Here is a 26,445-nt window from a genome sequence, read left to right as displayed (position 1 = left end):
ATAAGGCTTCGAGCAGCACTACTGTGGTCAATCAAAAGCAGCTGTATTTTCTCCAGGATTGACAATATATGGCTAGAATGAGTGCATTTGGGAATCCTGCGCAAGACTATATACACGCGAGGATCGACCTCAACGAGTACTGCATTAGTCATCCTTCGGCGACCTACTTTTTGATCGCCTCTGGGGAAAGCATGATCGAAGCCGGGATCACCGACGGATCCCTGTTGGTTGTCGACCGAAGCATTGGCGCCTGTCACGGCGATATCGTGATCGCCAGCATCGCAGGCGAGTTCACGGTTAAACGTCTCTGCCTGCGTCCTGTCAAACAGCTTGAACCAATGAATCCGAACTTCCGGCCAATACCGCTGCGGGATGGCGGCGATGATCCGAGCATCGTCGGCGTGGTGGTTTCAACCATCACCAGGCTGAAATAATGTACGCCCTGGCCGATGTAAACAGCTTCTATGCGAGTTGCGAAACGCTGTGGCGTCCGGATCTGCGTGGTCGACCGGTGGTTGTTCTGTCTAACAATGACGGTTGCGTGGTAGCGCGAAGCAAAGAGGCAAAGGCCCTGGGCCTGAAAACCGGCGCGCCCTATTTCAAAATAAAGCGCGATTTTGAGCGTGCCGGCGGTATCGCATTCAGCAGCAATTACGAGCTGTATGCCGATATGTCGATGCGAGTGATGGCCGTGTTCGAAGAGATGGCACCACGAGTCGAAATTTACTCCATCGACGAAAGCTTTCTTGACCTTGACGGGGTACAAAACTGCGTCGATTTGGCAGCGTTCGGGCACCAGCTACGGACCAAAGTGCTACGTGATACCGGGCTTACCATAGGCGTGGGTATCGCCCAGACCAAAACCCTGGCAAAGCTGGCGAACTTCGCAGCAAAAAAATGGGAGCAAACCCACGGCGTGGTTGACCTTTCCAGCCTGGAACGGCAGCGAAAATTGATGGCCTTGGTGCCGGCAGAAGAAGTCTGGGGTATCGGACGGCGTCTCACCAAAGAACTGCGGAATATGGGGATCGAAACCGCACTGCAACTGGCGGATGCAAGCACCACAATGATCCGCAAGCATTTCAGCGTGGTGGTTGAACGCACGGTGCGTGAACTGCGTGGTGAACCCTGCTTGTCACTTGAAGAATTTGCCCCAACCAAACAGCAGATCATTTGCAGTAGGTCATTCGGCGATCGCGTCACTGAGTACAATGATATGCATCAGGCTATCTGCATGCACGCTTCACGCGCAGCAGAAAAACTGCGCGAAGAGCACCAATATTGCCGGAATATCAATGCATGGGTTAAAACCAGCCCCTTCTCAACCAACGAAAAATATTACGGCAACACCGCGAGCATCAAGCTCAGCACGCCGACGCAAGATACCCGCGACATCATCGCCGCCGCGATTCGATGCCTTGACAAGATTTGGCAGCCCGGCCATCGCTATCTAAAAGCCGGCGTTATGCTGCAGGACTTCTATTCGCAAGGCGTCGCTCAGTTGAACCTGTTCGACGAGTATCAGCCGCGCCCCAACAGTGAACGCTTGATGGCAGCCTTGGATCAGATCAATCAGTCCGGGCGCGCTGGAGTCTGGTTTGCCGGACAAGGCAATCAACAGACCTGGTCGATGAAACGTGAATTTCTCTCCCCCGCATACACCACGCGGGTCAGCGATTTACCGCATGCTCGCGTGTACTGAGGTCGACAAGGCGTCTTTGCGGTCATGAAATAAAGGAATAATGACCCAATCAGCCTATAGAATGCTAAACTCGCTGCCTAAAACTTCATGCCCATAGTGCCCCCAATTGAGAACGAGCACGATTTAAATGTCAGAACAACAAACAGTTAGTCAAAAAGAGCAGTACAACCTGAACAAATTGCAAAAGCGCCTGCGTCGTAACGTGGGCCAGGCGATTGCCGATTTCAACATGATTGAAGAAGGCGACCGTATCATGGTTTGCCTGTCCGGCGGCAAAGACAGCTACACCATGCTGGAGATCCTGCGCAACCTGCAGCAGAGCGCACCGGTCAATTTCTCACTGATTGCGGTCAACCTCGATCAGAAACAGCCTGGTTTCCCCGAGCATATCCTGCCGGCCTATCTGGAAAGCCTCGGTGTGGAATACAAGATTGTTGAGGAAAACACCTACAGCATCGTCAAGGACAAGATCCCGGAAGGCAAAACCACCTGCTCACTGTGTTCACGCCTGCGCCGCGGCATTCTTTACCGCACCGCTACCGAGCTGGGAGCCACCAAGATTGCCCTTGGCCACCACCGTGACGACATTCTGCAGACGCTGTTCCTCAACATGTTCTACGGCGGCAAACTGAAAGGCATGCCACCTAAACTGATGAGCGACGATGGCAAACACGTGGTGATTCGCCCGCTGGCTTATTGCCGAGAAAAAGACATTGAGCGTTTCTCGGTTGCTAAAGGCTTCCCGATTATCCCGTGCAACCTGTGCGGTTCGCAGCCCAACCTGCAGCGCCAGGTGATTGGTGACATGCTGCGTGACTGGGATAAACGTTATCCGGGACGCCTGGAAACCATGTTCAGCGCAATGCAAAACGTGGTGCCTTCGCACCTGAGTGACTACAACCTGTTTGATTTTAAAGGGATCCACCACGGTAGCGAAGTGGTTGACGGTGGCGATCTGGCCTTTGACCGTGAAGATCTCCCGATGCAGCCGATCGGCTGGCAACCGGAAGACGCGGATGAAGCCGTCCCGGTCCGTTTAGACGTTCTCGAAATCAAATAAGCCGTTTTGCCGCCCGTTCTCCGCGGGCGGCTCTTTCCCTTCATCAGTTGTCGATCCCGCTCGCAATTTCAGCAGAATTCATCGGACAGTGCCGTTTTTATCCTATACTGTGTTTTTATACAGTCACCCTGGAGATTACCGATGAACATCACTCCCTGCTTGTCTCACGTTTCTCTCGGCAGCAATAATTTTGACGCCGCAGCCGATTTTTACGATCGCACTCTCGCCGCACTAGGCTGTCGACGGGTGTTGGAACACCCTGGTGCCATTGGCTATGGGCGCGATTATCCGGAATTCTGGCTGCAAGTGCCGATCGACGGTAAACCGGCCACGAACGGCAATGGTCTGCACGTGGGGTTTTTCGCCACCAGTAAACAACAGGTTGATGATTTCTACCGCCATGCGCTGGAGGCCGGCGCGACAGATGAAGGGGCCCCCGGCTCACGGCCGCACTATGGTGAAGCCTATTATGGCTGCTTTGTTCGTGACCTGGACGGACATAAGATCGAAGCCAGTTTCTGGGATGAAAGTGCAGCCTGACGGGGTAAATTGCAGACAAAAAAATGCCGGTGATTAAACCGGCATCGTATGAATCAATGTGCTATGCAGTAATTCTAAATATAAGAAAGTAAGACAATTATGGAGCGCAACGCCCATCGCTTGACGTTGCATTCACCTGCGAGATAGATCATGCCCCATTTCCCCCCGGCAAAAGTTGATATCGCTCAATGTTAACCGGGTTATCGGCGCTTTTTGGCTACAACCAGCGGCGCCGCTTCAGCCACCAGCCCAGACCGAACACCAATCCGGTCAGCGTCAGGCAAAACGCAGCAAAACCGAAAGGATTGCCACCGCCGGGAATGCCGCCCAGGTTAACGCCGAATAACCCGGTCAAAAAGGTGGTAGGCAAAAACACCATCGCCAATAGCGACATGGTGTAGGTACGACGGTTCATGGCATCAGCCATCACGGTAGTGATTTCGTCAGAAAGGATCGCGGTGCGCGCAATGCTGCCATCCAGATCGTCCAACCCGCGCCCCAACCGATCGGCAATGTCCTGCATACGGCGACGGTCGTCATCATTCATCCAGGGCAAGCGATCGCTGGCCAGCCGAGAGAATACGTCACGCTGCGGTGCCATATAGCGACGCAGTACGATCAGTTGTTTACGGATCAGTGCCAACTGCCCACGCTCAGGAACCTGTTGTTCCAGCAGCGAATCTTCCAGATCGATGATTTTGTCGTGCAGATCCTCGATAAACTCACTGGCGTGGTCGGTCAGTGCATCCGATATTTCCACCAGCCAGTTACCGCTGTTGGTCGGCCCGCTGCCAGTTTGCAGATCGTTCACTACCTGGTCGATGGAATACACCTTGCGATGACGGGTGGAAACAATCAGTTTATCGGTCATGTAGACGCGGATAGTCACCAACTGATCCGGCCGCGAGTTGGCATTAAAGTTAATGCTGCGCAGCGTGATCATGGTTCCCTCACCCACTTTACTGACGCGCGGCCGCGAGCTCTCCCCGGATAGCGCCTCTCTTACCGCATCCGGTAGCAGCGGCGTGGTGGTCAGCCATTCGGCGCTGGCGGGGTGTGCATAATCGAGATGCAGCCAGCAAGGCTCGTCACAGGTGACCTTATCATCGTCATCAATCGATGTTACGCCACCCTTGCCATCGAGCTGGTAGGCATACACTGCGTCAGGAACCTGTAACTCGCGCCCCTCAATGACTTCCATTCCTCATCCCCTCTGCTTTTCAGTTATTCCAGAGTCTAGCGTTAATGGTAGGCGGATCAAAGATGAAGCCGTGCGAATGCTGCACCTGGAACGGCCTTATACGCTAACATGGATAAATAACGCACAATGCACGGCCGGACACCCGATGAAATCCACTTCGATATTCTTGTTAGCCTCCGTTTTGGCATTTGCTCCGGCGTCGTTTCATCCGCTGTTTGCCGCAGATAACTCACTCAACACTATCGCTGATGCATATCAGGTCAAATTGGGTAAGTCGGCAGGCAGCTTGCCTTACTTCATAGCGAAATCCCATGGTCCCACACCACACAACGCGTTAATCGTGCTGCACGGACATCCCAGAGACGCGGGGAAAACCCTGGCTGCGGCGCTGAAAGCTGCTCAACTTGCCGCCAAAACCGACGGCACATTGTTGGTCGCTCCGCTGTTTCCGGTTAGCGATGCGCAGGCGACACGTTGCCATTCGCCTGGCGTTCCTCCAGCGCAGCCAGGTGACGCTCTCTGGAGTTGCAGTTCCTGGATAGAAGGCGGTTTGGACCACCAGGGTAATACCACCTCATTTGCCGCTGTTGATCGGCTGATTGTCGAATTGAAAGGAAAATGGCCAAAGCTACAGTCGGTCACCGTCGCCGGTTTCTCCGCCGGGGCGCAATTTGTGCAGCACTATGTCGGGTTCGCCCATCCGCCTGCCGGCGTGAAGGTGCGTTACGTTATAGCCGACCCCGGCAGTTGGCTCTATTTTGATAACCACCGGCCACAGCCGATAAAAAATGCCCACCCCGCCGACTGGCGCGACTGTAGCCAGCAAAGAAACTGCAGCTTTGATTGGGTGAAAGTTAACAGTGACGCCTGTCCGAAGGTCAATCGTTGGAAATACGGCCTTGAGGCCATTCCGGCCTTTCTCGATCAAAATCGTGCATCGGTGCAGCAGCGTTACGCTGCAGCAGATATCACCTATATTGAAGGCGAGAAAGACAGCGGGAATTCACCCGGTACCTTCTACAAAATACTCGATAAGTCCTGCGCGGCGCAGTCTCAGGGCCCCTATCGACTGCAACGTGGCCTGGCCTATGCCGCTTACGACCGACGCTTTATTGCTCCGCACGCCAAACGTGATTTGCTGATTGTTCCCGGCTGCGCACACGACGTAAGCTGTGTATTTCCTTCAACGACGGCGCGTGCTGCCTTGTTTGCCACTCCATAAATTACGCCATTCCTCTGCCACAAAAATAACAAACCCCGCAATTAGCGGGGCTTGATGAAAACTCATGGGGATACCGCAACCTGTCAGTGTTTCAAAATATACATCGTCTGACTGTAAGCCACGTCTTCCGGATTGGTGATCGGGTAGCCTTTCACCCAGGGTTTGATCAATCGGCCATTGGTATACTGATAAATCGGTGCGATTGGTGCCTGATCGGCGATGATCTGCTCCAGCTTATTGTAATCCGTGGTCAGCGCTGCCGGATTGGTTTCATGACTGGCCAGCGCCAGCAGCTTATCGTAATCCGCACTTTTGAATTTGGCGATGTTACCACTGTGGGTTGAGCTCAACAGCGACAGGAAGGTCGAGGCCTCATTGTAATCGCCGACCCAGGAGGCGCGTACCACGTCGAAATTACCGGTGTTACGGCTATCGATGTAGGTTTTCCATTCCTGGTTTTGCAGTTTGACGTCGATACCGAGCGTTTTCTTCCACATTGAAGCCACGGCAATGGCGATTTTCTGGTGACTTTCCGAAGTGTTATACAGCAGCGTCAACTTCAGCGGATTGTTCGGGCCATAGCCGGCCGCCTGCATCAACGCCTTAGCCTGCGCGTCCAGTTCCGCCTGCGGCTGTTGCTGCAACAGGCTCACCTCCGGCTTAAACCCGGCGGTGACGTCTGGTGTGAAGTGGTAAGCCGGTTTTTCACCGGTGCCCAACACTTTCTCGGCGATAATTTTGCGATCAATAGCGTAAGACAATGCCTTACGTACCCGAACATCGTTAGTCGGCGCGCGTTGGGTGTTGAAGGCATAATAATAGGTCCCGAGTTGATCTGGGGTATAGACCTGGTCCGGAATGTCTTTCAACAGCTTTTGGTACATATTCTTCGGGAAGGACTCGGTGATATCGATATCGCCGGCCAGATAACGTTTGGTGGCGTTGGATTCCTGGTTGATCGGCACAAAGGTCACCTTGGTCAGCACCGTATGCGCATGATCCCAATAGTGCTCGTTTGGCGTCAGGACCAGCTTTTCGTTGACCACCCGTTCCTGCAGTTTAAACGCGCCATTACCGACCAGATTGCCGACCTTGGTCCAGTCATTGCCAAATTTCTCCACCACTGCCTTGTTGACCGGGAACAGGCTGAAGTTGGCGGTCAGGCTGACAAAATACGGTACCGGTTTGTTCAACTGCACTTTAAAGGTGTAATCATCCAGCGCCGTGACGCCCAGCTTATCGGCGGGCAGTTTGCCGGTAACGATCTCATCCGCATTTTGAATGCCAGCCAGTTGGGCAAACCAGGCGAAAGGAGACAGATTTTTCGGCTCGACCAGCCGTTGCCAGCTATAAACAAAGTCTTTCGCCGTGACAGGGTCACCGTTAGACCAGCGCGCATCTTTACGCAGGGTGAAAATATAGGTTTGGTTATCGGTGGTTTGCCAGCGCGTGGCCACGCCTGGGATCACCTTGCCGTTAGCATCCTGATTCACCAGCCCTTCAAACAGATCGCGTGCCAATTGCGCTTCCGGCAAGCCTACCGCTTTGATCGGATCGAGTGAGGCCGGTTCATCTTTAATGTGGCGAACAATTTCCTGTTTTTCCGCCAGAGTGGTACCTGGGGGAACCTGCGCCGCCATAGCGCTGCTTAACCCTGCGCCGATCGCCACGGCACACAGCGCCAAACGAAAACCTTGTTGAATTTTTTTTCTCGTCATTCTGATTCATCCCCGTTAACCATCTGAATTTTTTATCTTATAGCACAAGATTAGTCTCACCTAGAGTTCTAGGCGGACAAGATGTAAAAACTGGGGGCCAGGCAATAAAAAATGCCCGCACGACGATGTCGATACGGGCATTTCTCGCTTAACGAACGTGATTAGTCGTAAAGGTGAATACTATTGATGCGGTAGCTGAATTCCTCACCCTCTTCTTCATCAAAAATGGTGAAGAAACCTTTCTCGGCCAACGGCTTGGCATGGATATCGGTTTTCTGCATCTGACGTGACTCGGCATCGTCAAAACCATAGTCGAGATAGAAGCTGTTTTTCTGGTAGTCGACGTGCAGGGTAAACGGATAGTTGGACTCATCGCCACGCCCGTCATCGTTCTTCACCACGCCAAACCATTCACCCTGACGGATCTGGTTTTCCTCGTCCACACCGCACAGCAGCGTAATGGTATCCTGATCATTTTCGCTATAGCTGGCAACTATTCTGGCTACTGGCATGTTAAATCCCCTGTTGGGTAATTGGGTTAGCTTTGCCGATAGTATAACAACAGCGAACAAAATAGCTGGCGTGGTTTTATTAGCTTCACCAATCAATATTCAGCACGGTTTTGCCGCGTGAGCCGCCAGCCTTACTTTGCGCCAGCATTTCCGGTGCCTGTTTAATCGATACCAGACGTTCCACCGGTACCTGCAACTCCCCACGCGCTACGCTCTGCAACAGTTGCTCCAGCTCATCCGCGCTGATCTGGGCCTCAAGGTTGCCGCCGCGCAGGCCCTGTTGCTGCATCTGTTCCGGAACTGCCGACCAAATGGTGCTTAGCGCCACACCGCCCTTGCGCAGGATGACCAGCAATGCGCTGAAAGCCTCGGCATTGCTGACCAGATCGATCATGCCGTCAATGCCCTGCGGATATTGTTGCTGCACCTGCTGCAGCACGGGTGCCCGGTGATGATCAATCACCTTCTCAGCCCCCAATTCACGCAGTGCGGCTTCGGCATCAGCCCCGCCGGTAGCAATCACTTTCAGCCCCTGACGTTTGGCCAGTTGGATAACGAAACGCCCAACCCCCCCGGTCGCCCCCACCACCAGCAGCGTCGCGCCCGCGGGCAGTTGCAACTTTTCAACCAGTTTTAGCGCGGTACCGGCGGCAATCGGCATGGCCGCCGCCTTGGTCAAACTCACCTCATCAGGCACCTTTGCCAGCACCGCACGTTGGTCAATCGCCGCATACTCGGCGTAACTGCCGGCACCAACAATGCCGAACATAAACTTACCGGCCACCCGCTCATTGACGCTGAATCCAGTGACATCATCAGCAACGGCCTCAATCACGCCAGCACCGTCAGTGCCGATCACCAAAGGAAAAACATGCGGCAATTTTCCTTCCAACATGCCGTCGGCTATCCGCCAGTCAACCGGGTTCAGCCCGGCAGCGGCCATTTTGACCAGTATCTGTCCGGGTTGTAGCGAAGGTTTGGCGATCTCTACCTGTTCTGGCGTAGCACCAAGCTGTTTGACTGCAATGGCTTTCATGATGAGCTCCAATTATTTGTTCACGATAGAGCCAGTGTAGCGAAGCGGGTATCGTCCGCCAGTCATCAATAATCGGACTCACTGTTCAAGAATTTAGGACAATTAATTTTGTTATCAGGTGAGAAATTGCTCTGGGAAAGTTAAGCGAAAGCGTAATACACTGAATAAAATGATAATCACTCTCGACCTTTAAATCAGGGAACCATCATGATCCAGCATCGACCGCGCAGTGACCGTGGCCAATTGGCCGTTGCAGGAGAGAATTACGGCAGTTCGCTGTTGGGCGCACCGCTACTTTATTTTCCGGCGGCCGTCAGTGGCCCGGAAACCGGGCTGATTATTGCCGGCACCCATGGTGATGAAAGCGCCGCTATCGTTACCCTGTCCTGCGCATTACGCAGCATCGCACCCAATCAGTTGCGTCACCATGTGGTGCTGGCGGTCAATCCCGACGGCTGCCAGCTCGGGCTGCGCGCCAATGCCAACGGGGTCGATCTGAACCGTAACTTCCCGGCGGCCAACTGGCGCTCCGGTGATACGGTTTACCGTTGGAACAGTGCGGCGGAAGCTCGGGATGTTAAACTCTCGACCGGCGGCCGCCCCGGCTCCGAACCGGAAACCCAGGCGCTATGCCATCTGATCCACCGGTTGAAACCGCACTGGGTGGTGTCGTTCCACGAGCCTCTGGCCTGTATTGAAGACCCGGCCAGTTCCCAGCTCGGCGTTTGGCTTTCGCATAAATTTGCCTTGCCGCTGGTCACCAGCGTCGGTTATGAAACACCGGGGTCATTCGGCAGTTGGTGCGCCGATTTGTCACTGCCCTGCATTACTGCGGAATTCCCCCCGATCTCGGCCGATGCCGCCAGCGAAAACTACCTGGACGCGATGGTAGAGTTACTGACTTACCCGGGTTAAATCGGTTGTGGGGCGAGATTAATCGCCCCACATTCAAACGCCAGCCCTGGTTCAGCGTCATTCGCCAGCCAGGTTGGGCCGTCCAAATCGACAAATCGCGCGCCCGGTGCCAGCGGCAATGCGGCATTGATCGCCCGCGAAGTGCAAAGCATACAGCCGAGCATGATGGCGAAGCCCTGTTCCCGTGCCGACTCAGCCAACGCCAGCCCCTCTGTCAGGCCGCCAGTTTTATCCAGCTTGATGTTAACCATCTGATAACGACCTGCCAGTTTGGGCAAGTCACCTCGGGTATGGCAGCTTTCATCTGCACAAATGGGCAACGGGTGAATAAAGTTTTCCAGTGCGCTGTCATCCGTCGCCGGCAGCGGTTGCTCCAGCATCGCCACGCCCAGATCGGCCAACAGCTGGCAGCGCGCCGCCAACCCTTCCGCCTGCCAGGACTCATTGGCATCGACAATTAACGTGGTATCCGGCACCGCCGCGCGGATCGCCACCAGTCGTTCGCTGATCAGATGGTTATCCAGTTTGATTTTCAGCAACCGCGCCCCTTGCTGTTCAAGTTCACGCGCGGCGAAAGCCATGGCTTCCGGCGAACCGATGCTGACCGTTTGCGCCATCAAAATACGTTCCGGTTCTGCAACACCGCTGCACTGCCAACGGCTCTGGCCACTCAGTTGACACTCCAAATCCCACAACGCGGAATCCACGGCGTTACGAGCAGCACCAGCCGGCATTAGCTGCTGCAGTTGCTCACGCGTCACACCCTGTTCGACAACCGGTGCCACTTCCGCCAGCAATTCCATCACCGAAGCCTCACTTTCACCGTAACGCGGATAAGGCGTGCATTCACCGACCCCCCGTACGCCCTGTTGCTCAATTTCGACCACCACCACTTTGGCTTCGGTACGGCTGCCGCGGGCAATAACAAAAGCTGTATGTAATGGCCAGGCTTCTGGATAAAAACGCATGCTTCTCATAACGGCTCCTGAGCGGAAATTACGCATAATATCGGACGAATACGCGGGTGATTTTTTGGACACACTCTAATATATACAACTATTTAGCAAACTATATATATCCAACCTACAATTGTTGACATAAACTGATGCCAGGGTGTGAACCTAATGTTAAAGGCGGCCGAAAGGCCATTTTATTAGGCTCATGCCCTTTGTATAAACACTTGTAAAAGGAATCAAGCTAATGACTCAGACAGTACATTTTAAAGGCAACCCGGTTAGCGTTGCAGGCCACCTGCCCCAGGCTGGCGAACAAGCCAAAGCCTTCTCGCTGGTTGCCAAAGACCTGTCAGACGTAGCGCTGAGCAGCTTCGCCGGTCAACGCAAAGTTCTGAACATTTTCCCAAGTATTGATACCGGCGTTTGCGCGACCTCAGTACGTACATTCAACCAACTGGCCAGCGGCCTGGATAACACCGTAGTGCTGTGCATCTCGGCTGACCTGCCGTTCGCACAGTCACGCTTCTGCGGTGCAGAAGGCCTGGAAAACGTGGTAACCCTGTCCACCCTGCGTGGTGCTGAATTCAAACAGGCTTACGGCGTTGAGATCACCGATGGCCCACTAACGGGTCTGACTGCGCGTGCGGTTGTGGTGCTGGATGGCCAGGACAACGTGCTGTACAGCGAACTGGTGGATGAAATCACCCACGAGCCGAACTACGATGCGGCGCTGGCTGCCCTGAAGTAATACCAAGAGGCCGACGAATGCCGGCCTCTGAGAGTTAACTGTAGAAACGGGCGCTTATGGCGCCCGTTTTTTTATTCTTCGTTTTCACCGGTAGGCTTACGGCTGCTAAGGCCATATTCGCGCAACTTATTGGCAATCGCGGTATGTGAAACCCCCAGGCGTTTCGCCAGTTTTCGCGTACTTGGGTAAGTACGGTACAGCCGTGTCAGCACCGAGCGTTCGAATCGCTTGCTGATATCGTCAAGCGATCCATCCATAACCTCATCGCCGAGTGACATTTCAACTTCAAACTCCGGCAGTACGATGTCCTGCGGGCGCAGTTCGAACCCTTCAGTTTGCGTCAGCGCGCGGTAAATCGCGTTCTTCAACTGTCGCACGTTGCCCGGCCAGCCGTATTTGCTGAGGAAACTGCCCAGATCGTTCGCCAACTTCGGCCGCGCGACACCCTGCTCATCGGCAAAACGCGCCACAAACAGCTCGGTCAACGGCATGATGTCCTGCGGACGCTCACGCAGCGGCGGAATAGTGATGGTCAGCACGTTAAGGCGATAGTAAAGATCCTCACGGAACTCACCACGCTGTACCAGTTCGGTCAGGTTTTTCTGCGTCGCGCAAATCACCCGGACGTCCACGTGCACTTCGTGTTCTTCACCCACACGACGGAAGGTACCATCGTTAATAAAGCGCAGCAGTTTGGTCTGCATGCGCGGCGACATCTCGCCGATCTCATCCAGCAGCACCGAGCCACCGTGAGCCTGCTCGAAGAAGCCCTTCTTGCCTTCCAGCGCATTCGGATAGGCGCCAGGCGCATGGCCAAACAGCTCACTTTCCGCTACGTCATCCGGCAATGCGGCACAGTTCAGCGCCAGGAACGGCTGCTTGCCACGCGGGCTGCGCAAATGGCAGGCCCGGGCCAGAATATCTTTGCCGGTACCGGTGTCGCCGACAATCAACAGCGGCGCATCCAGCATTGCCAACTTGCGTGCCTGCTCCAGCACATGGCGCATTTTCGGGCTGGCGGCAACGATATGATCAAACTCGGTATCGTCGTTCACCGACAGATTCTGTAACTGGCGTCCCATACGGGCCGTGGATTTCAGCATCACTACCGCGCCTACGGTGGCATTCTGCTGGTTTTCATCTTCCAGGTAGATAGGTGTGATATCCATCAGGAAGTCCTGACTGCGGATCACCACCCGTTCAGATTGCGGCGTCGTCTGTTCGCTCTCCAGCCAGCGGTTAAAGTTGTAGCCGCCAATCAAGGCTGTGGCTGTCTGGTTACGGATTTTGTCTTCGCTAAACCCGAACAGCGCCTGCGCCGCCGGGTTGGCCAGTTCGACTTTGCCCTTCATATCGATCGAGAACACCGGTTCCGGCATCGACTCCAACAGCGCGCGCAGTGCGCGGTGTTCGCGTTCAGATGGCATGAAATTCACGGTGCGTACATCGGTCACGCCGGCAATGCGACGGATCTCGACCATCAGCGCGCGGAAGGTGTCAAAATCCAACTGGGAAAAATTGAGGTAAATGCGGCCGATAGGATCGATTTCGATGCCACGTAAATCTATGCTGCGCAATACCAAAAGATCGAGTAACTCTCGAGTCAGACCGAGCCGGTCTTCGCAAAAAACTTCCAAACGCATCAGTATTGGCCTTATCTCTGCAGGTGCGGGGATGACTGATGACGATGATACTCTCTCACCCCGAGCGGTAGAAGCAATCTGTCAGCAAAAGTTGACAGAACTCTGATTTATCGCTGTTGTTGATGATTTTAAACGCAAGTGAATGACACCATCGGCGTCATTTTAGCTTATCTGTAGAGAGTTATCACAACCACCAATAAATTTGCAGATAAATATAATGCATTTACAGGGCGATCGTCTTTCGTCAAGTGAGGGTTACGTATTGGTGTTAGCGGGGAATGATTGCTGCAAGAATGAACAGCGGCGCCTGGGTGAGCGCCGCTGACAGATTATTTGGTTTTGTTATCGCTCTTTTTCAGGGTGTCTTTCAGTTGGCCAATCAGTTGGCTGCGGAAATCACCCAGCTTCGGTTTTTCCCCCTCCAGCCAGGGCAGCGGACGACATAGCTCCATCGCCTTGATACCCAGTCTGGCGGTCAGCAAACCGGCACCAATACCCTGCGCCGCTCGGGCGGACAGTCTGGCAGCCAGGTCTTGTGACATCCAGTCCATTCCCACTTCGCGTACCAGTTCGGACGCACCGGCAAAGGCAATATTCAGCAGCACCAGGCGGAACAACCGCAAACGGCTGAAGTAACCCAGTTCGATACCATACAGCGCCGCGATGCGATTGATCAGCCGAATATTACGCCAGGCGATAAACGCCATATCCACCACCGCCAGCGGGCTGACGGCGATCATTAACGTGGATTCTGCGGCTGAACGGCTGATTTCACGCCGCGCCTGATTATCCAATACCGGCTGCACCAGCTTGGCGTACAGCGCCACTACCTCACGATCGTTTTGAGTTTCATGCAGCGAAGCCTGCCAGCGTTGCAATGCCGGATGTCCCTGATCGAGGCCGGCCTGGCGCGCCAGCTTCTCGCAAAACTCACGCCCTTTGCCCAATCCGTGGCTGTGTAACAGCTCGCGTGCCACATCTCGCTCTTCTGCCCGTTGACGCAGACGATACAGCCGACGCCATTCGGTCACCACCGAACCCACTCCGGCAAAGACAATCAAACCGCCCGCGACACCGCCGCCTATAGCAATCCAATCCTGTTGCACCCAGGCGGTATGTACCCATTGCACGCCCTGTGCCACCACACTGACGCCGAACAACGTCAGCCCGGCGGTGACCATTTTGCGCCACAGGCTGCGTTTGGGTTTCAGCGCCGCGTTGATAATGCCTTCAGCGCGCCCTTCTTCCTCTTCCTGCTCCAGTTCCGGTGCCGCCGGGAAAAAACTTTCCGCCTGCTGTTCATCGAAGGCCACATTGGCGCGTAACACCGGCTCCTGCGGTGGCTGCAGCGGCTGTTCGAAATCGATACGCGGTTTTATCGGCTCGCTCATCGCAATTTATCTCCCAGTAAAAACTCCATCACCGCATCCAGACGGATATGCGGCAATGGGCTATCCACACTCATCGCGCGGGGGCGAAACTGATCAAAATGGAAGCCCTGATTTTGCCAGAACGTCGGCCCCGGTAAACGCGCCGGCACTTCGCCGGGGAACACGGTCAGCGGCGCTCCGTCGTTCAGACGGTTGCCTTTCAACGCAGGGATGCGCTGCCCCTGATGGTCGACAATGCCACTTTCGGTAGCCTGCACCGAGGCCAGCCCGACGCAGTCCATGCTGATGCCCTCAAACGCCGCGTTCTGCCACGCTTCCTGCACCAGCTGTTGCAGCAACGACACCAGATTGGCGTGCTGATCGGCAGTGATATGATCCGCCTTGGTGGCGGCGAACATCAGTTTATCGATGGTCGGCGAAAATAACCGGCGAAACAGCGTGCGCTTACCGTAGTGGAAACTCTGCATCAGTTGGGTCAGCGCCAGCCGCATGTCGTTGAACGCTTGCGGGCCACTGTTAAGCGGCTGCAGGCAATCCACCAGCACAATCTGACGATCGAAGCGGACAAAATGCTCTTTATAAAAGTTTTTGACGATGGTCTGGCAGTAATAGTTGAACCGCGCTCGCAGCATGCCGATGTTGCTGTGCTTATCCGCCTGCGCCAATTTGGATTCACCGAGACTGTCGACATTGGGCCAGGGGAAGAACTGTAATGCCGGTGCACCGGCCAGATCGCCCGGCAGCACGAAGCGGCCCGGCTGAATAAAATGCAGCCCTTCACTTTTGCAACGCAGCAGGTAATCGGTATAGGCCTGGGCGATGGCCGCCAGCTTGTTTTCATCGGCCGGGGCCAGCGGATCGCAGCTTTTACACAATTCCAGCCAGGGCTTGGCCCACTCGGCGCGATCGCCCTGCAGCAGACCGGCCATTTGCCGTGACCAGGCAAGATAGTCCTGTTCCAGCATCGGCAAGTCCAACAACCATTCGCCGGGGTAATCGACAATCTCCAGATACAGCGTTGAAGTGTCTTTGAAGTGACGCAGCAATGAGTCGTTGGAACGGTAACGCAACGCCAGGCGAATTTCGCTGACGCCACGCGTCGGGGTTGGCCAGCTCGGCGGAGTGCCATAAAGCTGTGCCAGCCCTTCATCATAGGTAAAACGCTGAATGCCGAGATCGCGTTGCGGAATGCGCTTCACGCCCAGCAGACGTTCTTCACGCACCGGCGAGAACAGCGGCATACGCGCACCGCTGTGAACGTGCAGCAATTGGTTGACGAAAGCGGTGATAAAAGCGGTTTTACCGCTGCGGCTCAGGCCGGTCACCGCCAGGCGCAGGTGTCGATCCATCCCGCGGTTGACCAGCGACGTTAACTCATTTTGCAGTCGTTTCATTGTTCTCCTTGGCATAACGCCCAAATACCTTGTTCAGGCCTTTGCGGAACAGCGGTTCCAGCACCAGCGCCAGGACAAAGCGAATCGGTTTGCGACCCACGGTACGCAGCAGCCAACCGGCCGCCCCTGCCGGGCCGTAATTCAGTAACGCTATGATGATGACTTTAGACAATGTCTTCAACATTGTACCGGCTCCTTGTTTAAATCCACCGGATTTAACGGCGTTTACGGCATAGGTTTTTTTCATTATCAATGCCCTCCGGCACAATTTTGTTCAACAGGATGATGTCAGCTGCAATGCCTGACCTGCGCCACGCGCAGGCCATTGCACTCAAGGCGGGGTTATAACTTGCGGAAACGACTCTGTACGCCGAAGGTATCCGACGTGACATAACGCTCAACCTGCCGCAGTTGCTGTTCGCCACTGCCCAGCTCGTACTCTAATTGGTCGAGCAACTGGCGCGGTGTTTTTTGCTGTTCGCCGTCAAAACGGCTGGCTGGCGCTTCATCCAGCACGAACACCAGGGCGAAATAGGCGATCAGGGTGAAGAAGAACAGTCCGAAGAACATCGACAGCACCACAATCACTCGGATCAGGCGCACCGGCACGTCAAAATAATGGGCCAGACCGGCGCAGACGCCCTTCAGCATGCCTTCTTCAGGGACGCGATAAAGCTTTTTACTGCCCAGAGTGTTGTTCATCAAGACTGTCTCCAGTTCGGGTGTTCTGCATCGAGGATCTCTTCCAGCGCCTGAATGCGTTCACGCATGCGCTTGGCATCTTCCGCCAACTGCGCCAGACGCTGCATTTCCTGATGGCTCAGTTGAATGCCGTTTTGTTGCCGATTGCTGTAATGCAGCCAAAGCCAAATCGGTGCGACAAACAACACAAAGATTGTCAACGGAATGGCAAGTAATAGAGCACTCATTTCTTTTCCTTCTTAATGCGTCTTGGTGAGCGGCCACATCACCGTGGCCGCTGTCGCCTTACTCAGAGCGGTTCATTTTCGCTTTCAGCGCCGCCAGCTGCTCACTGATGGCATCATCGGCTTTCAGCTCGGCAAATTCTTGATCCAGAGACTTCTTTTTACCGATGATGACGCTTTCCGCCTCGGCTTCCATATGGTCGATGCGGCGTTCGAACTGCTCGAAACGTGCCATCGCCTCATCCAGTTTGCCGCTGTCGAGCTGACGGCGTACGTCGCGGGAAGATGATGCCGCCTGGTGACGCAATGTCAGCGCCTGCTGGCGAGCGCGGGTTTCGGTCAGCTTGTTTTCCAGCTCGCCGATTTCGCTTTTCATGCGCGCCAGCGTTTCTTCTACGGTAGACACTTCATGGGTCAACGTAGAGATCAGGTCGGCCACTTTTTGTTTTTCGATCAGGGCCGCACGGGCCAGATCTTCTTTCTCTTTGCGCAGCGCCAGTTCGGCTTTGTCCTGCCAATCGCTAAGCTGGTTTTCACCCTGCTCAATGCGGCGCAGCAACTGTTTTTTCTCCGCCAGCGCACGCGCTGAGGTAGAACGCACTTCAACCAACGTGTCTTCCATCTCCTGGATCATCAAACGGACCAGCTTTTGTGGATCTTCCGCCTTATCCAGCAACGTATTGATGTTGGCGTTCACGATGTCGGCAAAACGAGAAAAAATACCCATAATTCACTTCCTCTTGGTTCTGATGGCGTCTGAAGCGCCGCGTTAGGTCATACAGATTTCCCTAAGACTTAATCAAAACTCGTGCCAACTTTTATTTCATTGAATAACAACAATTATTTGTTTTTGACTCTCTGCGGACTTACTGTAGAGTGATTATTTTCACCAAACATTGGCGAATTTCATCATGAGCGAACAGTTAGAAAACCTGCTGGGCGAAGCAAATGCCTTTGTCGAAGTATTGGAGCAAGTCTCGCAACTGGCAAAGTTGAACAAACCGGTGTTGGTGATCGGCGAGCGCGGTACCGGTAAAGAATTAATTGCCCACCGTTTGCATTACCTTTCCAACCGTTGGCAGGGGCCGTTTATCTCGCTTAACTGCGCGGCGCTGAATGAAAACCTGCTGGACTCCGAACTGTTCGGCCACGAGGCCGGTGCCTTTACCGGCGCACAGAAACGTCATCTTGGTCGCTTTGAACGTGCCGACGGCGGCACTTTGTTTCTCGATGAGCTGGCCACCGCCCCAATGCTGGTACAGGAAAAACTGCTGCGGGTAATTGAATACGGTCACCTGGAACGCGTTGGCGGTAGCCAGCCGCTGCAGGTTGATGTCCGGCTGGTGTGCGCTACCAATGACGACCTGCCTGCACTGGCGGCGGCGGGTAAATTCCGCGCCGACTTGCTCGACCGTCTGGCATTCGACGTGGTGCAGTTGCCGCCGCTGCGCCAGCGGCAGCAAGACATCATGTTACTGGCCGAACACTTTGCGATTCAGATGTGCCGCGAGCTGTCGCTGTCGCTGTTCCCCGGCTTTACCGAACGCGCCAGAGACACCCTGCTCGGTTATCACTGGCCGGGCAACGTGCGTGAACTGAAAAACGTGGTGGAACGTTCGGTATATCGGCACGGTACCAGTGACAGCGCGTTGGATGAAATCATCATCAATCCGTTCGCCCAACGGGAAACCCTGCCATTGCCCACCCAACGCGAGACGGGTGATGAACGTCCCACACTGCCGCTGGATTTGAAAACCTGGCAGTTGGCGCAGGAAAAATCGCTGATTGAAGCGGCGCTGCAACAGGGAAGATTTAATCAGCGTAAGGCGGCGGAGCTGCTGGGGCTGACCTATCACCAGTTGCGCGGCATGCTGAAAAAGCACGCATTGTTGCAAAATGGCGAGGTAGAAGAAGAATAACAGGCAAAAAAAAAGCCAGCACCCGAGCTGGCTTAAAAAACACTGGAAGCAATGTGAGCAATGTCGTGCCTTTCACAGCAGAGCCACAAGCTGTGGCCTTCCGTGAACTGCCAGGTGATGATAATAGTTCTCAGTATCACCTGTAAAGCACTTTGTTGAGAATTTTTCTCATTACCACACTGTCATTGTGCAATTACCACTCAGGGAAGGGATCGGCCATCTCATGCCAATAGTCCACCCCCGCGGCCATTTCCTCGTCGTTCAGCAGGCAGGCATCCAGTAAACGCGTTATTTCGGCCTGCTGCAGATTTTGACCGATAAACACCAGTTCCTGACGCATATCACCAAAAGGCTCGACCCATTTTTCCCTAATCTGCGCCTGAGTCTCTTCATCCTGCGGCCAGTTATCTTGCGCAATGGCACGCCAGAAAGTCCCCGCCAGCCCATAGTGGGCGATGCCACCGGCCTGGCTCCACTGGCCAGCCTGACGCGGACGCGTCGCCAGCCAGTAGAAGCCTTTGGACCGCAGCAGCTTGCCACCGCCCCAGTCGCCATTGATCACCCGATAGAATTTATCCGGTGCAAAGGGTCGCCGCGCCTGATAGACAAAACTGCTGATGCCGTAGTTTTCCGTTTCCGGCAGGTGCTCGCCACGCAGCTCTTTCAGCCAACCCGGTGCCTGCTGCGCTTTGTCAAAGCTGAAGCTGCCGGTGTTCAACACCGCCTCCAGTGGCAATTTACCGGGGGAGATGGCGATAATATTGGCATCCGGATTCAGGCTGGCGAGCAGCGCCATCACTTCGCCCTGCTGTTCCGCAGTCAGCAAGTCGGTTTTACTCACCAGCATCACGTCGCAGAACTCAATCTGCTCGATCAGCAGATCGGCCACGCTGCGTAAATCATCCTCGCCCAGGCTTTGCCCCGCTTCCTGCAGCGACTGTGCCTGCTGGTACTGCTGGATAAAGTTAACCCCGTCCACCACCGTGACCAGGGTATCCAGGCGGGCAAAGTGCGACAGGCTTTCCCCCTGCTCGTCCTCAAAAGTGAAGGTCTCCGCTACCGGTAAGGGTTCGGAGATGCCGCTGGACTCGATCAGCAGATAATCAAACCGGCCGGCCTGCGCCAGTTCACGCACCGAGATCAGCAGATCTTCACGCAGCGTGCAGCAAATGCAGCCATTACTCATCTCCACCAGCTTCTCCTGTTGGCGATCGAGCTGGACTTCGTTCTCGACCAGCGCGGCGTCAATGTTGACTTCGCTCATGTCGTTGACGATCACCGCCACGCGCATGCCCTGGCGATTATTCAAAATATGGTTCAGCACCGTGGTTTTACCGGCTCCGAGAAAGCCGGAAAGCACGGTTACGGGTAATGGATTCATGGCAGTCCTCACTCAAAACTCATTGCGTAATGCCTGGTAGCCGCGCACCAGTTCGATGTTGGTGGCAGCCACCTCTTCAGAAAATTGCAACGCGCCGCGATCGACCTGCGCGTAAAGCGACAGATCGCTGTCAGCGCCGACGCGTTCGGTTGACGGGATATACAGGTTTTCCGGCAGCGTCACACCGTCCACCACCGCGTTGTAGCGCACCACACAGCCGGAACCGATATGACAATTGAACAGCACGCTGTTGAAGCCGATAAACACCCGATCTTCAATGCGGCACGGGCCATGGACGATGGCGCGATGGGCGATAGAGCTGAAGCGGCCGATGGTGACCGCCGCACCGCTTTTCGAGTGGATCACCACGCCGTCCTGAATATTGGAATGGGAACCGATAATGATCGGTTCCATGTCCCCGGCTGAATTCATTTCATCCGCGCGGATCACCGCGTACGGCCCAACGTAGACAAAGTCTTCGACAATCACCCGGCCACAGATAATGGCGGTGGGATCGATATAGGCTTTCGGCGAGACCTGAGGCAGGTGGCCACTGGGGTTTTTACGCAGCATTTCCCGGCTCCTGCCAGTTCAATTCCGCCACGGCATTGTGGGCGTGCAGGCTTTCCTGATGCTCCACCCGCAACGAAAACGCGCGCTGATTGCACTGACTGCGTAGCATCCGATACAGGCGGCGTGCAGCATCCTCACAGAACATCAGGTTCTGGCCGTTAGCCAAGGCAAATGCCTGCTCGTCCTGACGTTTCACCAACGTCTGTAGCGGTGTGCCCAACGCATGCTCGATGCGATCGATTAAATTGACCACCGGCAAGGCGACTTCGTCCTCATTCAGCGTGACCGTCACCCAGGCCCAACTGCGTTGGCTGTGCGGCGTGGCAGGCATACCCTGTTCGCCCAGCCAGTCAATCACCTGCTGTTGATCGACTTTCTCGGGTGACTGTTCGAAATCAAACTGAAATTGCTGCTGTGCCAGTTGACGGCTAAGCGCCGCCGAACTCGGACAGGTGGAGGAATAAGGCACACCGACCGTCAGGGACAGGGTCAGTTCGCTGGTCAGCGTGGCGTCAATTTTCAGTGGATAAGCTTTCCAGCCACGCTGTGGCGACAACAACGCCGGGCGTGACAGCAGCAGTTCGCCGCTGATACTCAGGTTGGCGCGGTCGCTGTTCTCCGGCTGCGACGCCAGAAAGGCCTGCAGTTGATCGCTAATACGCTGCGGCGTCAGTTCGCCCTGGGTTAATTCATCCAACGCCAGGTAGAGGCGCGACATATGTATCCCGCGCGCACCCTGGCGACTGGCTCGCAGATTGATCCCGGCATTGACCTTTGCCATCAGCGGCTTGCCTGCCAACTCCAGCGGCAGTGCGATCCCTTGCATCCCTACCCAATCGAGCCCAACCTCGCTCATTGCGCCCTGCCAGGCCTGCGCGTCCGGCAGCGGTTGGCGTGGTGGAAGTGCAACCATGTTCATACATCCCCTTGCGATTATCAGTACATTGCCAGAGAACGGTAACATGATTTTGTTATGTTATAACATATCAATTGTAACTTTTTTGCCGATACGGGGGAATTGTTCAATCAAGTAGCAGAAAACTCAGCCATTTTGCTCAATGGATTGGGCTGTTCGCCAGAGTGCGATACACTAATGCTATTGCTTATTAACCCATGAAGCCTCTATGCGTGGTTTACCCCTTTGGATTTTGTCGTTGAGTTGCCTGGCGGGCACCGCCCTGGCCTCAACACCTCCTGCGCCCACCGCGGCTCCTCCGTTGCCGGACATCCGCCAGAGCGGCTTTGTCTACTGTGTCAGCGGCATACTGAACACCTTTAACCCGCAGATGGCCAGCAGCGGCCTGACGGTCGATACCCTGGCTGCACAGCTGTACGACCGCCTGCTGGATGTCGACCCCTATACCTACCGCCTGATCCCTGAGCTGGCGCAAAGTTGGGAAGTGCTGGATAACGGTGCGACCTACCGCTTCCATTTACGCAAGGACGTGCCTTTTCAGAGCACCGCCTGGTTCACACCAACCCGTAAACTGAACGCCGACGATGTGGTATTCAGCTTCCAGCGCGTGTTTAACCAAAAGCACCCTTATCATGACGTCAACGGCGGCGAGTATCCGTACTTTGACAGCCTGCAGTTTGGCGACTCGGTGCAAAGCGTGAAAAAGCTCGACGACTACACGGTTGAGATCCGCCTGCAAGCGCCGGACGCCTCTTTCTTATGGCATATCGCGACCCACTATGCGCCGGTACTGTCGGCGGAATACGCTGACGACCTGACCCGTGAAGGTCGCCAGGAGATGATCGACCGCGAACCGGTTGGCACCGGCCCCTTCCTGCTGAATGAATACCGCTCGGGGCAATATATTCGTCTGGCGCGCAACGACGTCTACTGGAAAGGCAAACCACGCATGCCGCAGGTGGTCATCGACCTGGGTGCCGGTGGCACCGGCCGGTTATCCAAGCTGCTGACCGGCGAGTGTGATGTGCTGGCCTACCCGGCCGCCAGCCAGCTGTCGATTCTGCGTGATGACCCGCGCCTGCGCCTGACGTTGCGCCCGGGGATGAATATCGCCTATCTGGCCTTCAACACCCGTAAACCGCCGCTCAACGATTTGAAAGTCCGTCAGGCGATTTCGCTGGCGATCAACAACCAGCGTCTGATGCAGTCGATTTATTACGGCACCGCAGAAACGGCCGCCTCCATTTTGCCGCGCGCCTCCTGGGCGTACGACAATGATGCGCACGTCACCGAGTTTGATCCGGCCAAATCACGCGAAATGCTGAAACAGGCCGGCATTGAGTCACTGAACCTTCGTCTGTGGGTACCTACCGCGTCGCAATCCTACAACCCCAGTCCGTTGAAAACCGCCGAGCTGATCCAGGCCGATTTGGCCCAGGTAGGGATTAAAGTCACCATCGTGCCGGTCGAAGGCCGCTTCCAGGAAGCACGGCTGATGGAGATGAATCACGACCTGACCCTGACCGGCTGGGCCACCGACAGTAACGATCCGGACAGTTTCTTCCGTCCATTACTGAGCTGCGCGGCAATCCGCTCGCAAACCAACTATGCTCACTGGTGTGACCCGGGGTTCGACGAAGTGCTGCAAAATGCCCTGCTGTCACAGCAGTTGGCGCAGCGAATTGAAAACTATCAGAAGGCGCAGAAAATTCTCGAACAACAACTGCCGGTGTTGCCGCTGGCGTCTTCATTGCGCCTGCAGGCCTATCGTTACGACATCAAAGGACTGGTACTGAGCCCGTTCGGCAATGCGTCATTTGCCGGCGTGTTCCGTGAATCTGCGGAGGGGCCGAAAAAGTGATTATCTTTACCTTACGTCGTTTCTTGCTGCTGCTGATCACCCTGTTCTTTCTGACGCTGGTCAGCTTTAGCCTGAGCTATTTCACACCGCACGCGCCGCTGAACGGTGCCGCCCTGCTGGACGCCTACCAGTTTTACTTTGTCAGTCTGTTGCACTGGGATTTTGGCGTCTCCAGCATTAACGGTCAGGCTATCAGTCAACAGTTGGCTGAAGTGTTCCCGGCAACCATGGAACTGTGCATTCTCGCTTTCACCCTGGCGCTGTTTATCGGCATTCCGCTGGGCATTATTGCCGGCGTGATGCGCGGTAAATGGCAAGATACGGCCATCAGCACCTTTGCGCTGCTCGGTTTTTCAATGCCGGTATTCTGGCTGGCGCTGCTGCTGATGCTGTTTTTCTCACTGCACCTCGGTTGGCTGCCGGTTTCCGGCCGTTTCGATTTGTTGTATCAGGTTAAGCCGATCACCGGTTTCGCCCTGATTGACGCCTGGTTATCTGATTCACCCTATCGCAGCGAAATGATCGGCAGTGCATTGCGCCACATGATTTTACCGATCGCCGCACTGGCGGTAGCACCGACCACCGAGGTGGTGCGTCTGATGCGCATCAGCACCGACGACGTGCTCAATCAGAATTACATTAAGGCCGCCGCGACCCGCGGGTTATCCCGTTTCACCATTATCCGCCGCCACGTATTGCATAATGCGTTGCCGCCGATCGTGCCCAAGCTGGGGCTACAGTTCTCTACCATGCTGACGCTGGCGATGATCACCGAAGTGGTGTTCAGTTGGCCGGGCCTGGGGCGCTGGATGATTAACGCCATCCGCCAGCAGGATTATGCGGCGATCTCCGCCGGTGTGATGGTGGTCGGCACGCTGGTAATCACCATTAACGTGCTGGCCGATATTTTGGGCGCTGCCACCAACCCACTGAAACATAAGGAATGGTATGCCCTTAGATAACGTATACCGCGAAAAGAAAATGCCGAGTCCGCTGCTCTACACCTGGCGGATTTTTTACGGTGATGCACTGGCGATGATTGGCTTCTACGGCGTGATAGCGCTGCTGCTGCTTTCCCTGTTCGGCAGCCTGCTGGCGCCTTATGCGCTAGACCAACAGTTCCTGGGCTATCAACTGTTGCCGCCTTCCTGGTCGCGTTACGGCAACGTTTCCTTCTTCCTCGGCACTGACGACCTGGGCCGCGATATTCTCAGCCGTCTGCTGGCGGGTACCGCCTCTACTTACGGTGCCGCACTGCTGGTCACAGTGGCGGCCGCCATTGTCGGGGTGATCCTCGGGGTGTTTGCCGGCGTGACCCGCGGTTTTCGTTCTGCGGTGCTCAATCATATTCTCGACACCCTGCTTTCTATCCCTTCGCTGCTGCTGGCGATTGTGGTGGTGGCGTTCCTCGGGCCCAAGCTCGAACACGCCATGCTGGCCGTCTGGCTGGCGTTGTTGCCACGCATGGTGCGCACCATCTACAGCGCAGTGCACGACGAGCTGGAAAAAGAGTATGTCGTCGCGGTGCGTCTGGACGGTGCCTCTACGCTGCAAATTTTGTGGTACGCCGTGATGCCAAATATTGTGGCGGTGCTGGTGACTGAATTTACCCGCGCGCTGTCGATGGCGATCCTGGATATTGCGGCCCTCGGCTTTCTTGACCTTGGCGCACAGTTACCCTCTCCGGAATGGGGAGCCATGCTCGGCGATTCGCTGGAGCTGGTGTATGTTGCCCCCTGGACGGTCATGCTGCCCGGGGCCGCGATCCTGATCAGCGTGCTGCTGGTTAACCTGTTGGGCGACGGTATGCGCCGCGCAATCAATACGGGGGTGGAATAATGCCATTACTTGATATCCGCAACCTGACGATTGAATTTATGACCGCCGAAGGGCCGGTCAAGGCGGTTGACCGCGTCAGCATGACGCTGAGCGAAGGGGAAGTACGCGGCCTGGTGGGGGAATCCGGCTCGGGCAAGAGTTTGATCGCCAAGGCGATCTGCGGCGTCACCAAAGACAACTGGCGCGTTACCGCGGACCGCTTCCGCTTTGACGATATCGATCTGCTGCAGTTAACCCCGCGTGAACGACGCAAACTGGTCGGGCATAACGTCTCGATGATTTTCCAGGAGCCACAGTCCTGTCTGGATCCCTCCGAAAGCATCGGCCGTCAGTTGGCGCAGGCGATCCCGGGTTGGACCTACAAAGGCCGTTGGTGGCAGCGTTTTAACTGGCGCAAACGCCGCGCCATTGAGCTGCTGCACCGGGTGGGCATCAAGGATCATAAAGACATTATGGGCAGCTTCCCTTATGAGCTGACCGACGGTGAGTGCCAGAAAGTGATGATCGCCATCGCCCTGGCCAATCAGCCGCGCCTGTTGATTGCCGATGAGCCGACCAACGCCATGGAGCCGACCACCCAGGCCCAGATTTTCCGCCTGCTGGCACGCCTGAACCAAAACAACAACACCACTATTTTGCTGATCAGCCACGATTTGCAAATGATGAGCAAATGGGCGGATCGGGTCAACGTGCTGTACTGCGGCCAGACGGTGGAAAGTGCACAGTGTGAAGACCTGCTGGCCGCACCGCACCATCCTTACACCCAGGCACTGATCCGCTCAATGCCGGACTTCGGCCGCGCACTGCCGCATAAAAGCCGGCTCAATACTCTGCCGGGGGCTATTCCCTCACTGGAACATTTGCCGATCGGTTGCCGCCTGGGGCCACGCTGCCCCTATGCACAGAAAAAATGTATTGAAACACCACGCCTGCGCCCGGTGAAAAACCACCTGTTCGCCTGCCACTTCCCGTTGAACATGGAGGAGCAATAA

The 26,445-nt window shown here is 55.4% G+C and carries 27 protein-coding genes; 12 read left to right on the top strand and 15 right to left on the bottom strand.

Going from position 1 to position 26,445, the window contains the following annotated elements; genetic code table 11:
- The first annotated feature begins 77 nt into the window (after positions 1 to 77).
- The 4 genes from umuD to BEI65_RS08245 all read left to right on the top strand — a co-directional run bounded on the left by umuD (position 78) and on the right by BEI65_RS08245 (position 3,302).
- A complete protein-coding gene (umuD, locus tag BEI65_RS08260) occupies positions 78 to 434 on the top strand; it encodes a translesion error-prone DNA polymerase V autoproteolytic subunit (protein WP_198404421.1) in 357 nt (118 codons plus the stop codon).
- Entirely contained in the window at positions 434 to 1,702 is a 1,269-nt protein-coding gene (gene umuC, locus BEI65_RS08255) for a translesion error-prone DNA polymerase V subunit UmuC (RefSeq protein ID WP_099062906.1), read from the top strand. Before umuD ends, umuC begins: the two co-directional genes overlap by 1 nt.
- A gap of 127 nt (positions 1,703 to 1,829) precedes the next feature.
- Complete coding sequence (gene ttcA, locus BEI65_RS08250; RefSeq protein ID WP_099062905.1) at positions 1,830 to 2,762, top strand: tRNA 2-thiocytidine(32) synthetase TtcA; 933 nt, start codon at positions 1,830 to 1,832, stop codon at positions 2,760 to 2,762.
- 141 nt (positions 2,763 to 2,903) lie between these two features.
- Positions 2,904 to 3,302: a VOC family protein gene (locus BEI65_RS08245; protein WP_099062904.1), complete on the top strand. Its 399-nt coding sequence runs from the start codon at positions 2,904 to 2,906 to the stop codon at positions 3,300 to 3,302.
- A 217-nt stretch (positions 3,303 to 3,519) separates the two neighbouring features.
- On the opposite strand, the gene zntB is transcribed toward BEI65_RS08245, so the two are convergent.
- Positions 3,520 to 4,503 carry a zinc transporter ZntB gene (gene zntB / locus BEI65_RS08240; RefSeq protein WP_099062903.1) on the bottom strand — a complete coding sequence of 328 codons (984 nt, stop codon included), beginning with the start codon at positions 4,501 to 4,503 and terminating at the stop codon, positions 3,520 to 3,522.
- 145 nt (positions 4,504 to 4,648) lie between these two features.
- Between zntB and BEI65_RS08235 the strand changes: the two genes are divergently transcribed.
- Positions 4,649 to 5,725, top strand: a complete 1,077-nt coding sequence (locus BEI65_RS08235; protein WP_099062902.1) for a hypothetical protein — start codon at positions 4,649 to 4,651, stop codon at positions 5,723 to 5,725.
- An 83-nt stretch (positions 5,726 to 5,808) separates the two neighbouring features.
- Here the strand turns inward: BEI65_RS08235 and BEI65_RS08230 are convergent, their stop codons facing one another.
- The 3 genes from BEI65_RS08230 to BEI65_RS08220 form a co-directional block, all read right to left on the bottom strand.
- On the bottom strand, positions 5,809 to 7,443 hold the full coding sequence (locus BEI65_RS08230; RefSeq protein ID WP_099062901.1) for an ABC transporter substrate-binding protein: 1,635 nt from the start codon (positions 7,441 to 7,443) through the stop codon (positions 5,809 to 5,811).
- A gap of 161 nt (positions 7,444 to 7,604) precedes the next feature.
- Positions 7,605 to 7,955 (bottom strand): hypothetical protein, encoded by a 351-nt coding sequence (locus BEI65_RS08225; protein WP_099062900.1) that lies wholly within the window; start codon positions 7,953 to 7,955, stop codon positions 7,605 to 7,607.
- An 85-nt stretch (positions 7,956 to 8,040) separates the two neighbouring features.
- Positions 8,041 to 8,991, bottom strand: a complete 951-nt coding sequence (locus BEI65_RS08220) for an NADP-dependent oxidoreductase (protein ID WP_099062899.1) — start codon at positions 8,989 to 8,991, stop codon at positions 8,041 to 8,043.
- A 207-nt stretch (positions 8,992 to 9,198) separates the two neighbouring features.
- Between BEI65_RS08220 and mpaA the strand changes: the two genes are divergently transcribed.
- Positions 9,199 to 9,906: a murein tripeptide amidase MpaA gene (mpaA, locus tag BEI65_RS08215; protein ID WP_099062898.1), complete on the top strand. Its 708-nt coding sequence runs from the start codon at positions 9,199 to 9,201 to the stop codon at positions 9,904 to 9,906.
- Here the strand turns inward: mpaA and ycjG are convergent.
- Positions 9,903 to 10,883 carry an L-Ala-D/L-Glu epimerase gene (ycjG, locus tag BEI65_RS08210; RefSeq protein ID WP_099062897.1) on the bottom strand — a complete coding sequence of 327 codons (981 nt, stop codon included), beginning with the start codon at positions 10,881 to 10,883 and terminating at the stop codon, positions 9,903 to 9,905. The genes mpaA and ycjG overlap by 4 nt on opposite strands.
- A gap of 223 nt (positions 10,884 to 11,106) precedes the next feature.
- On the opposite strand from ycjG, the gene tpx reads away from it, so the two are divergent.
- Positions 11,107 to 11,610, top strand: coding sequence for a thiol peroxidase (gene tpx, locus BEI65_RS08205; protein WP_099062896.1), 504 nt, complete (start codon positions 11,107 to 11,109; stop codon positions 11,608 to 11,610).
- A gap of 71 nt (positions 11,611 to 11,681) precedes the next feature.
- Here tpx and tyrR read toward each other — a convergent pair whose 3' ends face one another.
- The 7 genes from tyrR to pspA form a co-directional block, all read right to left on the bottom strand.
- Positions 11,682 to 13,253 (bottom strand): transcriptional regulator TyrR, encoded by a 1,572-nt coding sequence (gene tyrR / locus BEI65_RS08200; protein WP_099062895.1) that lies wholly within the window; start codon positions 13,251 to 13,253, stop codon positions 11,682 to 11,684.
- Positions 13,254 to 13,582: 329 nt separating this feature from the next.
- The gene (locus BEI65_RS08195; protein ID WP_099062894.1) at positions 13,583 to 14,644 is read right to left on the bottom strand and encodes a YcjF family protein; all 1,062 of its coding nucleotides are present in this window, start codon (positions 14,642 to 14,644) and stop codon (positions 13,583 to 13,585) included.
- Positions 14,641 to 16,038, bottom strand: a complete 1,398-nt coding sequence (locus tag BEI65_RS08190) for a YcjX family protein (RefSeq protein ID WP_099062893.1) — start codon at positions 16,036 to 16,038, stop codon at positions 14,641 to 14,643. Before BEI65_RS08190 ends, BEI65_RS08195 begins: the two co-directional genes overlap by 4 nt.
- Positions 16,019 to 16,285 carry a phage shock protein PspD gene (gene pspD, locus BEI65_RS08185; RefSeq protein WP_099062892.1) on the bottom strand — a complete coding sequence of 89 codons (267 nt, stop codon included), beginning with the start codon at positions 16,283 to 16,285 and terminating at the stop codon, positions 16,019 to 16,021. Before pspD ends, BEI65_RS08190 begins: the two co-directional genes overlap by 20 nt.
- Before the next feature lie 95 nt (positions 16,286 to 16,380).
- Positions 16,381 to 16,740 (bottom strand): envelope stress response membrane protein PspC, encoded by a 360-nt coding sequence (gene pspC / locus BEI65_RS08180; RefSeq protein WP_099062891.1) that lies wholly within the window; start codon positions 16,738 to 16,740, stop codon positions 16,381 to 16,383.
- Positions 16,740 to 16,967 (bottom strand): envelope stress response membrane protein PspB, encoded by a 228-nt coding sequence (gene pspB, locus BEI65_RS08175; protein WP_012145351.1) that lies wholly within the window; start codon positions 16,965 to 16,967, stop codon positions 16,740 to 16,742. Before pspB ends, pspC begins: the two co-directional genes overlap by 1 nt.
- Positions 16,968 to 17,025: 58 nt before the next feature.
- Positions 17,026 to 17,691 (bottom strand): phage shock protein PspA, encoded by a 666-nt coding sequence (pspA, locus tag BEI65_RS08170; RefSeq protein WP_085117009.1) that lies wholly within the window; start codon positions 17,689 to 17,691, stop codon positions 17,026 to 17,028.
- Positions 17,692 to 17,875: 184 nt separating this feature from the next.
- On the opposite strand from pspA, the gene pspF reads away from it, so the two are divergent.
- Complete coding sequence (pspF, locus tag BEI65_RS08165) at positions 17,876 to 18,883, top strand: phage shock protein operon transcriptional activator (protein ID WP_099062890.1); 1,008 nt, start codon at positions 17,876 to 17,878, stop codon at positions 18,881 to 18,883.
- A gap of 193 nt (positions 18,884 to 19,076) precedes the next feature.
- Here pspF and zigA read toward each other — a convergent pair whose 3' ends face one another.
- Genes zigA through folE2 form a run of 3 tightly spaced genes read right to left on the bottom strand, consistent with a single transcriptional unit; the run spans position 19,077 to position 21,756 of the window.
- Complete coding sequence (gene zigA / locus BEI65_RS08155; RefSeq protein ID WP_085117011.1) at positions 19,077 to 20,264, bottom strand: zinc metallochaperone GTPase ZigA; 1,188 nt, start codon at positions 20,262 to 20,264, stop codon at positions 19,077 to 19,079.
- Positions 20,265 to 20,276: 12 nt separating this feature from the next.
- Positions 20,277 to 20,837 (bottom strand): carbonate dehydratase, encoded by a 561-nt coding sequence (locus BEI65_RS08150; protein WP_099062889.1) that lies wholly within the window; start codon positions 20,835 to 20,837, stop codon positions 20,277 to 20,279.
- Complete coding sequence (folE2, locus tag BEI65_RS08145) at positions 20,827 to 21,756, bottom strand: GTP cyclohydrolase FolE2 (protein ID WP_099062888.1); 930 nt, start codon at positions 21,754 to 21,756, stop codon at positions 20,827 to 20,829. Before folE2 ends, BEI65_RS08150 begins: the two co-directional genes overlap by 11 nt.
- A 205-nt stretch (positions 21,757 to 21,961) precedes the next feature.
- Between folE2 and sapA the strand changes: the two genes are divergently transcribed.
- Genes sapA through sapD form a run of 4 tightly spaced genes read left to right on the top strand, consistent with a single transcriptional unit; the run spans position 21,962 to position 26,445 of the window.
- Positions 21,962 to 23,614, top strand: coding sequence for an ABC transporter substrate-binding protein SapA (gene sapA, locus BEI65_RS08140; protein WP_099062887.1), 1,653 nt, complete (start codon positions 21,962 to 21,964; stop codon positions 23,612 to 23,614).
- On the top strand, positions 23,611 to 24,576 hold the full coding sequence (gene sapB, locus BEI65_RS08135) for a putrescine export ABC transporter permease SapB (RefSeq protein WP_099062886.1): 966 nt from the start codon (positions 23,611 to 23,613) through the stop codon (positions 24,574 to 24,576). The genes sapA and sapB overlap by 4 nt, the downstream gene beginning before the upstream one ends.
- A complete protein-coding gene (gene sapC, locus BEI65_RS08130; protein WP_099062885.1) occupies positions 24,563 to 25,453 on the top strand; it encodes a putrescine export ABC transporter permease SapC in 891 nt (296 codons plus the stop codon). Before sapB ends, sapC begins: the two co-directional genes overlap by 14 nt.
- Positions 25,453 to 26,445, top strand: coding sequence for a putrescine export ABC transporter ATP-binding protein SapD (sapD, locus tag BEI65_RS08125; protein ID WP_012145360.1), 993 nt, complete (start codon positions 25,453 to 25,455; stop codon positions 26,443 to 26,445). Before sapC ends, sapD begins: the two co-directional genes overlap by 1 nt.

Source organism: Serratia sp. BW106, from assembly GCF_002607755.1.
Lineage (GTDB): Bacteria > Pseudomonadota > Gammaproteobacteria > Enterobacterales > Enterobacteriaceae > Serratia > Serratia proteamaculans.
Note: the sequence above shows the minus strand (reverse complement) of the source record. Positions and strands in the feature narration are given on the sequence as shown.